Raw genomic sequence first — 14,425 nt, forward strand, 5'->3', positions numbered from 1 at the left:
CAGATAGAATATTACATAAGAATGTATGTAAGTAGTTTAGAACTAAGAATAAATTATATGAGATATTGTAACCCGTTTTTATCGGTTTCTTCTTAGTAGTTCATCTTCAGTAATATAACCGTCTTTGTTTTTGTCTCGGTGAGTAAAATTCTCTTTCAATTTACCTTTTGCTTCTGATTTAGAGATTTTCCCATCATTATTGGTATCCATATGCGTTAGCATTTTGTCGAAAGATGGTGCTGAATTTTTCAAATCATCCCTATCATTTTTTTGTCGATTTTGCTTTGTCTGTTCTGTATTTGGAATTAGTTCTTGTGTAATCTCAGTTTGTTTTAAGTTGTTGATATCTCTAACGCATCTTACATAATTGTATACATATCTAACATCACCTTGAGGTCCAAAATATTGAGGATAATTCTGTTGAGTTCCACTTTTTGGGTCGCTTCTTTGAGCTCCAGCACCATGCACATCCATCAATTTGTCGTTCATTTGTCCTTGGGCTTCTCCAAAAGCAATATAAACTGCATGTGCAGCAGGATTTTGTCCGTCTAAATGTGTTGTACTCGTCCAGTAAAATGGATATTGTGTGTTTCCGTCAGGATCTTTAATTTGAGTCGATTCAAAAACAGGATGTATTGCCGCTGAATTGGTCGTTTGTGGCGAGCGCGTATAATCTACAATACTTTGTAGTTCTTTAGCATTAGGCAAACGCCAATCGGAATGCGCTGCTAGTGCACTATTTTCCGCATAATTTAGCGCTTCTTCCCAGTTTTTACCAATGCCATTATCCATTTTTTGCCACATTAAACCAGTAGCGTAATCACTCACTGTACCATCACCATTATCAATAAAATTATTTTTTCCATAATTTGTATTTCCACGGACTAAACGAAAATACATTTTGTTTTCAGCACCAGATCTAGGCTGGTATTTAGGATACCCTTTTATTCGACCATCAACAAAATTAACTCCGAATATTGTTTCATCATTTCTCATCGTTTTTCCAACATATGCAGTAGAAGACCACGTTTGTGCATCGATTTCGCGTTCTCCATTTTTGCGGTTACCCAGAGGTTGATTAAAATAATTGGTATCAATAAATAATTTTATAGCAGTAGCTCCTTTTACTTTTCCAGTGAACTGTATCAGTGAATACAGTTCTTTTATTGTAGGGATTCTCCAATCTGAATACCCACCTAATTTAGTGTCTTTTGCTTTCTTAAAAGCTTCTTCCGGTGTCATTTTTATACCCATATCCTGTTCCCACATTAAACCTGTTACATTATCCGTTATCGTACCATCGCCATGGTTGGTGTAGGAGGGCTGATGACCACTATAGTTGGCATCTTGTCCGTAAAAAGGGGCGCCAACAGCGGGTTTCAAAATTTCTTTGGTGTCAGAATAAAAATCTTGAACTGCAGTATCTACAATGGGATAGCTGTACGTAGAATTTGAATTTTTATTGCTAGAACTATTTTGTTTAAGCGGTACGGACATTAAGTCTTCACCATATATAATTGTGCCTGAATAGTTTTTTCGTATTTCTGTAGTTGTTGCTTCTTCATCAACAGTTGTAAAGTTGAAATGTGTTAGCACTAAATTTTTAACATGAGCTTCTTTAGCCATTTGCGAACTTTCTGCTAAATTAACGTGTGCTTTTTCTTTAGTTTTAGAGTTGTATCTATTGGTATTGCTTTTTGGAGCATTTCGTTGCTTTCCTAACGCAATAGCACCACCAGAGTCTATGATTAAATAATCGGCATTGTTAGCCAAAACCGGTAGTGATTCTGAGTACGTTAAATCGCCAGAAATTACAATAGATGAATGGCCTACGTCAAAACGATAGGCGAACGTTTCAATTGAATGTTTTACAGGTGTATAGGTGATTTTTATGTCTCCAATATAAAATGAGGAATTGCCAGTTAAGTTATTAATACTGAGGTTTGGTTTTACATCACTTATGCTTCTGTCAGATTTTGAGAGTCTATATGCTATGTCTTCTTCATAAATAGAGAGAATGTGATCAACCATGGTTGTTGTAGGTTTGGGCCCAGCAACACTAATGCTATTACCGCCAAGAAGTGACTGGATAAAAATTGGGGTAAATTCCTCATTATGGTCTAAATGATGATGTGTAAAAAGGAACCCGTCAATGGCTTTAATTTTAGTGTTGTTTTTGTTTAAGTTGGCTTGAGTACCATTTCCCATATCTACTAAAATTTGAGTGTTTTTATAAGTTATAAGTACAGAAGGTCCCGAGCGCTCTGTGTTATATTTAGGTGAGCCAGAGCCAATTATTGTTGCAGTTAAATGGTTGTTGTTTTCTTGTGTAAAAAGTTGTGAACCCCAAAAAAGTAGAATCAAAAACACGTATTTTGTCATGTTAAATATTTTGTTTGTTGGACATCTTTTTTCCTAAAAGGTTTAATCTGAACAGGAAAATAGGTCTGTTTTTTGTTATGATAAATGGGGTATAATAAAAATGACTTTTATTTACAATTAAATAAAAGTCATTTTGGTTCAGTTTGGGTATTAAATTAATTAATACCTAAGGCAGTCAATGCTTCGTCATCTATAGGAATAGCGTAGACTCTCCAAAGTGTGTCATATCCAGCATATTTCCAAACAACGTCTCCGCTCTCAGAAACTTCCCAAACTGTTCCGTCTCTACCTTCTGCAATAAGCGTATTTCCATTTGGTGTTCGTACTGCTCCTCCTAATCCAGCACTGTATAATTCAGAATCAGTGAAAGACCAAACCATTTCTGGTTCGTTGTCCTCGCCACTAACAAGCTCGTATGGTGGTAGTAATTCATATTCAAAAACAGCCGATTGTTGGTTGTAAATATTATTTGAAAACACGAGCATATTACCTGTGTCTAATAAATTAGGATAATGCACATCATTTAAAGTCACCTCTCCAATGTTATCATAGGCTAATGGGTTACCAAAACGGTAAACTAAGTCGCCACCTAAATTGTAATTTCCACCAGAACTTGTTGCGGCTTCAGCTGTGGTTGTACTATGATCTAAAACCCAAATCTCACTGTAGTTATTAACCGTTACATAGACAATATCGTTAAGTTCATCTACAGTAATACCGTTTATATGCATAATATCACCATTGTCTTGAGTGCTATTATAATTAATATCTACTTTATTAGGATTGTCTTGTACACTCCCATAATTTAGTTTAGTGCTGTCATAGTCTTGTATTAAATGGTCTGTAACGTGCCATTCCCAAATAATTTCTTCGGTTAAAGGATTCATTTCTACAATGGCTTCTGGGTAGATATCCTGAGTTCCAGAAAATCCTATGGCTGCCGCATCGCTAACAGTTTCCCATACAGGAAATATTATATTTCCATTAGATAAATATTCTACATCGTGATGAGCTGTTTGGTTGTTTGAACTGTATGTTACTTCCCAGTCTATGGTTTGGTCTGCATTTATTTTCTGGAATACGCCTCCATACCCACCAAAGGCAATTGTAGCATTGTCAGCTTTTAAACACACCACCATACTTCCGTCATCTAATAAGCTAGCGTCATTTCCTATGGCATCATCAAAATCCCAAGTAAAAATTTCGTCACCGTCATGATTAATAAGATCGGCGCCTTGTCCTGTTTGGTCTACAACCAAAATATAGGTTGAGGTGTCTATATCTTCCGTGGTAGTACTTTCGGTAGTTACAGAATCGTCACTACTACATGCTGTAAATACTGCGATTATCGCAATAGGTAGTAACGTTTTAATGAGGGCTAAATGTAATTTGAATGTATTTTTCATAATAATTGTTTTTATTTTTAGATGACGTTTTTAATAAAAACATGCGCACAATTATGAAAAATGTGTTGAATAAGGCTGAAATAGTTTGTTTAAGAGGCGATTGTAAATCTATACTTTTGTAAAAAAAAAATAGTTATAAGTCTCAATTATTTGATAAGCGGATTGGCCAATTTACCATTGGGTATTAAATATTACAAATAGTAATAAACCATTCAATTAAGGACTTAGTAATGCTGTTTTATAGACGTTATTGCTCGCTGTTTTTATTCTGCATTTTGATAAGATTCTATTAACCAAGATTTTAGTTCACTGTCAATTTCGTTAACACTAGAAAGTTTTACTCTGTGAGTACACATTGTACCAAAAGGCCCTGAATTTTCTAGTCGGTCTGTGGTGGGTTTGTCTTTAAGTTTTAATCCTAAATCAATTCTGGTTTTGGTGGCAGGTTTTAGTAAGGCAAATTGTTTTTTTCTGATTAAACTTACACTTGTTTTTTTTGGTGTGATTGTAATATCGTTACCAAATTCTTTGATCACTGCTAACAGACTTTCATAAATGGGCATCAAATTTTCTTTCCCTTTATATTGGTTTTTTACCAAGTCGGCTGGCGATTCGTTTTCTTCTTTTGATAATGTTACAATTGTGTTTGCGAATCCGTGGGTGACATTGTATTCTTTTTTAAGGAAATTTACCGCCTCTGAATGTTTAGAAAAAGACGTTGTTTTAAGCACTTTTTTCCATTCGCTTAAAGATTTACCCGTTTTTTCGGGCATATTATCAATCATTGTTTGAAGTGCCTTGTTCATAGTAGTCTGTTTTTGTCTTTAGTATCTGTTTTAAAAATTTATCGGTAAAAGTATAGCGCCTAGTTCCCTTCTGTTGTTTTTAAAGATGTAACACTAATTTCTGGAAAACCATTTTTGCTTAAAAGTCGCTATTTTTATTATGTTACTGTTATGCGTAACTGTCTAGACTTTGAGTAGTAGTTACGTGATTAAGTAACTAAGTTAGTAAATAATTACGAAACAAAAATTAGGAGGGTATTTTTGTGTTTAAGCTAAAAAAAGCAATTAATTATAGATGCTGTTAGCATTTCGTAATTTATATTCAGTCTCAAATAAATTTTTCCACTTTGCTTTATTTATCTCATACAACACTCCTCCAATTAGCATTATTCCTCCAGTAGCCATTCCAACCATTCCAAAAAAAGGTGTTTTCGGAATTCTAGTCAGAATTTCAGCTACAAATTGTTGTTTTTAATGAATGCTAAGGGTCTTGTGTATGTTTAGTAACGGGGTTTAAGCACTAAATTTAGCAAATAAAATCCGCGAGGATTTTATTAAGTAGGCTAGAACTAGCAATAAATTATATACGGTGTAGCCCACAGTATTTATTTTTTCAGTTTTAATAATTCAGAATATGGATTTCCATTCAACCCTAATAATTTAGCAAAAGCAGGTTCCGTTTTTATTCCGTTAGATTTTAATTCTTTCACTTTTTGTTTAAATTCAGAATCTTTTTCCTTTAAAATTCTATTTTCAATAATCATATGCTGATAAGCATTTTGCTTTTCGGTCGGAATATTTTGTCCAAAAATCTCAAACAAAAAATTATCCGTTTTAAATTCCGCAATAGTTGAATCAATTCCATTTTGTTTTGTTGAATAAACTTTAAAGTCTTTTTTGTTAGAAAAATTTTCAGATAGATATGTTTTAAATTCAGAGTGATTTTGACATTCACAAATAATATCTAAATCACTTTCTGGTAAATCAATTCCGATTGGAATAGTTCCAGTCAAAATTGGGTTATATTTTTCGAGTTTCTCTAAAATCTCATATTTTTTTATTTCAGAGAAAGCAAGTTTTTGTCTTTCGTTTCCGAATTCTAAATATTCAATATTTCTAAAATTTTCAATCAATTCGGGATATTTTATATTGTGGGCAACGTGATTGTATATGACTCGTAGCGTGCAAATTATAAAATTATTTTCGGATGAAGCACGAGCCGAATTTTTTAATTTCTCTTATTATCTTTTCTCAATAAGCCAAATTAAAAAATTTGGCGGACTCGCAAATATGCCTTAATTTCAATTAATCAACTCACTAGCTATGAGATATATACGTTGTTAGGCAACGTTATTTTCTCCGTAATAGTAATTTCGACTTTCTCTTTTATCTATTTCTATTTCTCCTTTAGGTTCAAGAACTCTCGAACACCAAGCTGAAACTTTTTGTCTGTTACAGCCAACTGCGTTTGCAACTTCAACAGCTGACATCGCTTCGTCTTTTTGTAAGGTTGCAATAAGACCTAAAATTTTGACTTCTACTTCCGCAAGATTCCCTCCATACACTTCGAATTCTTGATGTATGACTTCTTCTAATTTACTATCATCTTCAAAACAACGTTTCACTTTAGCTGGTGGAAGCTCATCTTCTTGATATATTCTATTACATTCAAGACATTTGTAGCTTTTTAGTTTTGTGTCGGTAAAATAACTATCGAAGTCTGATAATACTGTATCATATACGAAACGAACAGCAGTATATTCATCTTTGTTTTCAGCGTATTTGATATTTAGGTCCAAACAGATGTCATAATCAATAGAATACAAATCATAATGACCACCATATTTTGAAGCACGTCCTTCTTCTAAAAGGTGAACCAAAAAGTTCTCTTTAAATACATTAAAATATTTACTGCGATTAGGGTCGATTAGTATGTGACTTGCAGGTCTATCTGGATGTTTATTTTTTTCCGCAACCGCTTTAGTCATTATGGCGTTCCAAATATCATTATAAAAGCCTGGAATTAATTTTCTTTTTAAAGCTCCTGAATATTGTTTTTGGTAAGTTTTACGAGCAGACCTTATACCATAATTTAATTCAGATAAACCTATTTTAAAATCATTTACTTCAGCTTGTTTCCAAGTGTTTTGTAGAATTAAACCTATAGTTCTTGTTACTCCTATTGATTCTCTAGCTATTCTAGCGAAGATTTCGTTTTTATTTCCTTTTAATAAACTATCCAAAGGGACATCATTCGCGTAAATATTTAGTCTCCTTTGGATTAAGTTAGGTATTGCATTTTCTAATTTTTTCAATGTTGGTGATAAACCACCAAGACGTTCTACGTGTTCGTTTAAATCTAATGGAATCGGGAATATATCTCGTCCAATTATTATTTTATCTCCAAAATCAAATCTATCGGTAATTACGCCAACTTTAACAAATAGATTAGTTTTCGAGCCTAAAAAGCTTTTTAATAATTTTGAAAATTTCACTTGATAATCCTGATTTAAATCAGAATATTCATCAAGAAAAAGATACACAGAATCGATTTTGGCCTTTTTTAAAATTTCATTAATCTTATTTAAAAATTCTTGAACATTCAAACCTTTAGTTTGAGAGTATGTTTTTGATTTTTCAGAAGATGCCTCGTCTTTAATGTTCATTGAAAGGCCTAACGATTCTGGCGAAATACTTAATCTAGCTTCATCAGTTAATGTAGAAGCTTTTTTATCAGTAATATCAGTTGATTTAGATTGAAAAACAGTTTTCCCTTCAATCAATATTTTTTCAATATATTCTAAATCGTCTATTGCTGGATTATTTTTTCGAAAAAGGCCATAGGATTTTGCGTCATAAATGGATTCCAATTGTCTACCAAGAGAATCAATAATTTGGCGAACAAAATGTATTTCAAATAGTTCAAAATTATCTTTGTCAAAAATATCTCCGCAATTACTTAAATCAATATAAATAGGAAGAACTTTTCTATCTAAATAATTAGATTTTTCTTTACCTCTAATTGTTTTTAAACATTCAAAATATCCTTTTAGTAAAGCTGTAGTTTTTCCAGTACCTCTTCTTCCTGAAATATAATTATCCTGTTTTTGTAATATACTACCAATGGAATTAAAGAAGTCCACGAAGTAATTACTTAAATTTTCCAACTCATTGAAATCATCTAAAGAGAGATAATCAGCTCTCAAAATTGAATCAAATGCATTTTTAACCTTTGTGTTTTCTTTTATTTCCATTGTTTTTTTCTAATGTTGCCTAACTCATATCATAACAACTAAAACTACTGATATCCTATTTTTTAGTAAGGTAAAGTGTAAGTTTTATATTGATGTTATCCCGTAAATATAATTTTTTTATAGGAGTAAATCAATGATTTATATTTAATGTTAAGGTCTAATTGAGAATTATTAGTGCAACCTATAAAAAGAGATTTCTTTAAACCAATCAAAATGATTTACTTTTACATTTCAATACTGTAAAACATCAATTTGGCTAAGTACGATTATATCATTTTAGGCGCAGGAGCTTCGGGGTTACTGCTAGCATACCGCATGTCTAAAGATCCTTTTTTTGATGATAAGTCTATTTTAATTATAGATAAAACAAAAGAGAAAGGCAATGATAGAACCTGGTGTTTTTGGGAAACTGGTGTAGGTGAGTGGGACTCTATTTTAAGTAAAACTTGGAATAAAATTTATTTTGGGAGCCATACCTTTTCTAAGCATATTTCAATTTTGCCATATCAGTATAAAATGATACGAAGTGAAGCTTTTTATAAACTGCTTTGGGATGAAATTAGTTCAAAATCTAACTTTACTTTCATTGAAGCAACAGTCAATCATTTTTCTGAATTTGAAGAAAAGGTAGCGGTCGTAACTGAAAACAAAACCTATTTTGGAGCAAAACTCTTTAATAGTATCCCTTATCCTGAAGCTTATAAGTCGCAAAATAAATACCCTTTAATCCATCAACATTTTGTGGGCTGGTTTGTAGAAACAAAAGTGGATGCATTTGATGATTCTACAGCTACGTTTATGGATTTTACAGTCCCACAGGACGGAAACACACGATTTATGTATGTGTTGCCAATCGATAAGAAAACAGCGTTGTTTGAATATACTTTATTTTCAAAAGAACTGTTGGCTTATTCAGATTATGAAAATGCCATAAAAGCTTATTTAAATCAAAAAAACATAGAAGATTACGCTATCGTTGAAAAAGAAAATGGCAATATCCCCATGACCTCTTTTAATTTTAATGCCTTAAATTCTAAGCCTATATTACATATAGGAACTGCAGGTGGTTGGACAAAAGCTAGTACGGGTTATACGTTTAAAAATACAACTAAAAAAACAGAACAGTTGGTTAATTTTATTAGGGAAAACGATGACTTATCTAAGTTTAATAAAGCTACAAAATTCAGATTTTACGATTTAATTTTTCTCGATGTTTTAGCCAATCATAATAAGGAAGGTGCTGCTTTGTTTGCATCAATGTTTAAAAAAGCAAAGATTACAACTATATTTAAGTTTTTAGATGAAGAATCATCAATTGTAGAAGACTTAAAAATTATTCTTTCTGTACCGCCCAAACGCTTTATTCAAGCATTTTTTAAGCGGCTATTTTAATTTTCTGCGTATACTTGGCCACGATGTGGTTTTAGAGCATCTCTTATTGGTTTCATTTCAGATTCGTCAACTACCAAATACGCCAAACTGTGCATATCGCTTAGGGTCTCAACACCAGTAATTGCGATGTTTAGTTGGTTAATGGTGATATATTCTTTGAGGTGAATTAAATGGTGTTCTGCTGTTTTTTGTCCGGCAGGTCCTTTAAAATCCCATATAAGTTTTAATTTTCGCATCTTTAAATGTCTTGTTGTTAATCCTTTTTGTTAATTAGCCTTAAATGTGTTGACAGAAATTCCTTTTTCAATAAAATTCTTAAAGTTATTCAAAGATGTTTTGGTTTGTTTTTTAAATGCGCTAGGCATAATAAATAACATTAAACTCATCTTAAAACTCGTGGGTTGTAGTTCATTTTTAGAAACCCATTTAGTGGAATTAGCGCCTAGGGTTTCAAAATAGTTTTTTTGAATGTTGCGCATACCCTTTCCGGTATAACTTAAATGAAACTGATGCGGAAAGTCTTGTTTTGTTATAAGTTCTATAACTTCAACCTCACGGTTGCCAAAACTGTAGGTGAGCTTTATTTTAGAACCAAGCTCATTTGGAATTCCCGATAGGTGTTCTGCGCTCACCAAGCCATCATGCCAATATTTTAAGCTATCAATGGCACTCATTTTTTTTATGACTTCTAGTAAGGGTTTTTTTATGACTATTTCAGTGGTGTATTGCACGCAGATGATGTTTCGATAAATGTATAAAAAGTGAGCACAATAGTTTCAACTAATCGACGTTCGCAACGTTTTAATTGTTAAAGTCATTATAAAATAATATTAAATAGTAATCAAGTATGATTTTTACGGCGTAACTAGCAGAAACTAATAAAATAATGCCCTCTAAACCACTTGCTAAATACGCTATTTATGTTATTTTTGCTGAATTTGAAATGTGAATTATCTACCTAAACTATTACAAAATAAAAGCAGATTTAATTATGAGTATTAAATTTAAATGTTTGTTTTTAGTGTTTTTTGCACTAAATTTTACTTTTTCGCAGGAACAAGAACTTCTTACCGTAGATGGAGAGCCTATTTTAGCTTCAGAATTTTTAAGGGTTTATAACAAAAACCTAGACTTAGTAAAGGATGAGAGCCAAAAAGATATCGATGGCTATTTACAATTATTTACAGATTATCAGTTAAAATTAAAAGAAGCAAAGCGTCTTAAACTAGATGAGGATGAAAATTATCAACGAGAATTTTTAAGGTATAAGAAGCAACTCATTAAAAATTATATTTCAGAAAATGAAGTGACTGATGCTTTAGTTAAAGAAGCTTATGAGCGTAGTATTAGAGATGTAAATGCTGCACATATTTTAGTGCGATTAGATGCTGAGTCACAAGATACATTAAAAGCTTATAACCAAATTTTAAAGTTAAGGCAACGTGCTTTAGACGAAGGTTTTGATAAAGTAAAAGCCGAAATGCATAATGGGAAAACTATTTTTATTGAAGATTTGGGGTATTTCTCGGCTTTTAAAATGGTTTATGATTTTGAAACTGCCGCATTCAATACACCAGTAGGGGAGATTTCAATGCCGTTTAGAACACAATTTGGTTACCATGTTGTAAAGGTTAACGATAAGCGTTTCTCGAGAGGAACAATTACAGCAGCTCATATTATGGTGAATTTAAATTCTAATGACAGCCAAAGTGATCCTAAACAACGTATTAATGAAATTTATAAAAAAATAAATCAAGGTGAAAGCTTTGAGTCTATTGCAAAACAGTTTTCTGAAGATAAATCAACGTCTGGAAAAGGAGGAGAATTAACGCCTTTTAAGAGTGGTCAATTAAGTTCTGTAATTTTTGAAGATCAAGCTTTTGCACTTAAAAACGATGGTGATATTAGTGAACCGTTTAAAACAGCTTATGGTTGGCACATTGTAAAACGAATAAATCTTAAGCCTGTTAAAAGTTTTGAAGAGGTAAAAACATCTTTTGAAAATAAAGTAAAAAGAGATTCTAGATCTAAGCTTATTAATGAAGCAATGGTTGCCAAGCTAAAAAAACAATACAATATTGTATATAACCCTGAAGCAAAGGCATATTTTGTAACGCTATTAAATAAGGATTTTTACAATCGTGCTTGGGAATTACCAGAAGACTTCAACGCAAAGGATACTATTTTTACCATTAATGAAAAACCATTTTTATACGAAGCTTTCGGAAATCATCTTCAGATAACACAGCGTATTTATTTAAATAAGGAAATCGCTTTTCCTTTAATTATAGATAAAGAATTTGAAAGCTTTTTTGAAAAATCTATTCTTCAATTTAGAGAAGATAATTTAGAAGTAGAAAATCAAGAATTTGCTGATATCCTAAAAGAATATAGAGATGGATTGTTGTTATTTGATTTAATGGAAAAAGAAGTTTGGAATAAAGCTTCAAAAGATAGCACAGGTATTGAAGTTTATTACAACGATAATAAATCGAATTACCAATGGGCAGATCGCGTAGATATTGTTATGGCAACTTCAGCAGAGGAATCTTATATGAAGCAAATTCGTAAATTGATGAAAAGAGGAAAATCTGAAGATGAAATTAAGGAGGCTTTAAATACAGAGGATAAACAGAATGTAATATTTACAAAAGGAATTTATAACACCGATGATTCTATCCTACCATCAAACTTTAAAGCTAAAAAAGGTGTATCAAAAGTATATCAACATAACGAAGCCTTTCATGTGATAGATATACAAGCGGTTTTACCAGCAGGACAAAAAACCTTAGAAGAAGCTAGGGGAGCAGTGATAAATAATTATCAAACTGAAATTGAAACCAATTGGCTTAATGAATTGCGCAATCGTTTTGAAGTCAAAGTTAACCAAGAGGTTTTAACTGCGATTAAAGCTAAAATTTAAAACTAAGTTATTATTTTTTTGAAACAAACTTTATACATATTCTTTATAAGCTTACTCTTTACTAGCTGTGATTTTTTTAAAAAATCAGAGGGTTTAGACCCTATTGCTAGGGTAAATGAAACTTACCTTTATAAAGAAGACATTAAAGATGTTGTACCAGAAGGTGCTTCAAAACAAGATAGCACATTAATGGTTAATGCTTATGTAAATCGCTGGGCAAGACGTATACTTTTAATGGATGGCGCATTGCTGAATTTACCAGAAAGTAAACAAAATGAATTTTCAAAATTGGTAGAGCAGTATAAAAATGATTTATACACTAAAGCCTATTTAGAAGGTTTAGTTAAGAAAAATATTGATACAGTTGTACAAGTCGAAGAAGCGCAGTTGTTTTATGAAGCCAATAAGGAGTCCTTTAAACTCAATGATAACCTCATTCAGTTTAGATACATAAGTTTACCTTTAAATCCGATTAACTTAGACACCATAAAAACACGTTTTGAACGTTTTGAAACTAAGGATAAAGCGTATTTAGATTCTATTTCTGTACAATTTAAATCGTATTCTCTTAATGATTCCCTTTGGATTAAATTGAATCGTGTCGCAGAGAAAATTCCGATAATTAACAATGCAAACAAAAATCAACTGTTAAAAAAAACTAATTTCTTACAACTCAAAGATTCATTAAACCTATATTTGATGATTGTAAATGACGTACGACTTCAAAACGACTATGCGCCATTGGATTATGTAAAGACGTCCATCAACAAAATAGTTATAAACAAGAGAAAACTAGAGCTCATCAAGCAACTCGAAAATGATATTACAAAAGATGCCATTAAAAACAATAAATTCCAAACTTATAATTAAAGCAGCCCTTTTGGTTGGCTTTATTTCATTTAATTTTAGCAATGCTCAAGAAATCATTGACGATGAAACGCCTAGCATTGCACAGCCTAAAGTAAAAGATTCTATCACCAATAAAACGCGTATTAAAGCGGATGGTGTTGCAGCAGTTGTTGGTGATTTTATTGTTTTAGAATCCGATTTAGATCGAGAAATTGAGCAACTACAAGCGCAAGGTGCCGATTTAGAAGGTTATACTAGATGCGAACTTTTTGGTAGTTTATTAGAAAATAAGCTGTACGCTCATCAAGCCATTCAAGATAGTGTCATAGTTAATGAATTATACATTAGATCGCGAGTAGATCAACAAATTCAAGGGCTTTTAGGGCAACTGAATGGTGATATGGACCGCATGCTTAAGATGTATAAAAAAGAATCTGAAGAAGCGCTTAGAGAAGAGATGTATGAAATTAATAAAAATGGATATCTCGCCCAAGAAATGCAAACTAAAGTAACTGGTGATATAGAAGTAACTCCTGAAGAAGTACGAACGTTTTTTAATGAAATCCCAGAAGATGAACGCCCTACATTTGGTACGGAGCTAAAGTTGGCTGAAATTGTTGTAATTCCTGAAGTAACAGAAGAATCTAAACAAGCGGTTATTGACAGGCTTAAAGGTTTTAAGAAAGATGTAGAGGAAAACGGCTCTAGCTTTACCACTAAAGTATTGTTTTACACTGAAGATTCTGGTTCTAAATCAACTGGTGGAAAATACACCTTAAACAGAAAGCAGCCACGAATGGTAAAAGAGTTTAGAGATGTTGCTTTTTCTTTGCAGGAAGGTGAAATTTCAGAGCCTTTTGAAACCGATTTTGGATACCATATTATTTTATTAGAAAAAGTAAGGGGTCAAGAATATGATGTAAGACACATTTTATTACGTCCAGAATTAACTCAAGAAGCCATTAAGGAAGCCAAAGATTTAATAGACGAAGTAAGAGCTAAAATTGTAGATGGTACTTTAACATTTGCTGATGCGGCAAGAGAGTTTAGTGATCAAAAAGAAACAAAATTCGAAGGTGGTCAAATGACCAATCCTACCACACAAGATTTTAATTTTGAATTAACAAGAATGGATCCAGAACTTTATTCTCAAATTCAAGATTTAAAAGATGGTGAGATTAGTGAAGTATTACAAGATGAAGATCGAGTAAATAGAATAAAGTTTAAAATTTTAACGGTTACCGATCGTATTGATGATCACGTTGCAGACTTTTCAAAAGATTATTTAAAGATTAAAAACTTAGCTTTACAAGATAAACAGGTTAAAGCGGTTGAAAAGTGGCAAAAAGAAACAATTAACGATACTTACATTAAAATTAATGGTGAGTATAGAGATTGTGACTTTCAAAGTAACTGGTTAAAAAAATAATACAA

General features: G+C 32.1%; 11 protein-coding genes. 4 read left to right on the forward strand and 7 right to left on the reverse strand.

What is annotated here, in order from left to right; genetic code table 11:
- Positions 1-78: 78 nt before the first annotated feature.
- From HM982_RS12230 to HM982_RS12250, 5 genes are all read right to left on the reverse strand, one after another.
- Entirely contained in the window at positions 79-2,382 is a 2,304-nt protein-coding gene (locus HM982_RS12230; RefSeq protein WP_179353533.1) for an Lcl domain-containing protein, read from the reverse strand.
- A 155-nt stretch (positions 2,383-2,537) separates the two neighbouring features.
- Complete coding sequence (locus HM982_RS12235; RefSeq protein WP_179353534.1) at positions 2,538-3,788, reverse strand: arylsulfotransferase family protein; 1,251 nt, start codon at positions 3,786-3,788, stop codon at positions 2,538-2,540.
- 263 nt (positions 3,789-4,051) lie between these two features.
- Complete coding sequence (locus tag HM982_RS12240; RefSeq protein ID WP_179353535.1) at positions 4,052-4,594, reverse strand: DUF4287 domain-containing protein; 543 nt, start codon at positions 4,592-4,594, stop codon at positions 4,052-4,054.
- Positions 4,595-5,178: 584 nt separating this feature from the next.
- Positions 5,179-5,706, reverse strand: a complete 528-nt coding sequence (locus HM982_RS12245; protein ID WP_218849836.1) for a DUF4269 domain-containing protein — start codon at positions 5,704-5,706, stop codon at positions 5,179-5,181.
- A gap of 207 nt (positions 5,707-5,913) precedes the next feature.
- Positions 5,914-7,827, reverse strand: coding sequence for a hypothetical protein (locus HM982_RS12250; protein WP_179353536.1), 1,914 nt, complete (start codon positions 7,825-7,827; stop codon positions 5,914-5,916).
- A 252-nt stretch (positions 7,828-8,079) separates the two neighbouring features.
- Here HM982_RS12250 and HM982_RS12255 point away from each other — a divergent pair, with 252 nt between their 5' ends.
- Entirely contained in the window at positions 8,080-9,219 is a 1,140-nt protein-coding gene (locus tag HM982_RS12255) for a lycopene cyclase family protein (RefSeq protein WP_179353537.1), read from the forward strand.
- On the opposite strand, the gene HM982_RS12260 is transcribed toward HM982_RS12255, so the two are convergent.
- A complete protein-coding gene (locus HM982_RS12260; RefSeq protein WP_179353538.1) occupies positions 9,216-9,455 on the reverse strand; it encodes a hypothetical protein in 240 nt (79 codons plus the stop codon). The two genes, HM982_RS12255 and HM982_RS12260, sit on opposite strands and share 4 nt — an antisense overlap.
- 30 nt (positions 9,456-9,485) lie before the next feature.
- Positions 9,486-9,950 (reverse strand): SRPBCC family protein, encoded by a 465-nt coding sequence (locus tag HM982_RS12265; protein ID WP_179353539.1) that lies wholly within the window; start codon positions 9,948-9,950, stop codon positions 9,486-9,488.
- A 260-nt stretch (positions 9,951-10,210) separates the two neighbouring features.
- On the opposite strand from HM982_RS12265, the gene HM982_RS12270 reads away from it, so the two are divergent.
- The 3 genes from HM982_RS12270 to HM982_RS12280 are packed head-to-tail and all read left to right on the forward strand — an operon-like array spanning position 10,211 to position 14,420.
- A complete protein-coding gene (locus HM982_RS12270; RefSeq protein ID WP_179353540.1) occupies positions 10,211-12,142 on the forward strand; it encodes a peptidylprolyl isomerase in 1,932 nt (643 codons plus the stop codon).
- Positions 12,143-12,160: 18 nt separating this feature from the next.
- The gene (locus HM982_RS12275) at positions 12,161-13,012 is read left to right on the forward strand and encodes a peptidyl-prolyl cis-trans isomerase (protein ID WP_179353541.1); all 852 of its coding nucleotides are present in this window, start codon (positions 12,161-12,163) and stop codon (positions 13,010-13,012) included.
- On the forward strand, positions 12,975-14,420 hold the full coding sequence (locus HM982_RS12280; RefSeq protein WP_246296770.1) for a peptidylprolyl isomerase: 1,446 nt from the start codon (positions 12,975-12,977) through the stop codon (positions 14,418-14,420). Before HM982_RS12275 ends, HM982_RS12280 begins: the two co-directional genes overlap by 38 nt.
- Positions 14,421-14,425 lie beyond the last annotated feature (5 nt).

It is taken from the genome of Winogradskyella vidalii (genome assembly GCF_013403955.1).
Lineage (GTDB): Bacteria > Bacteroidota > Bacteroidia > Flavobacteriales > Flavobacteriaceae > Winogradskyella > Winogradskyella vidalii.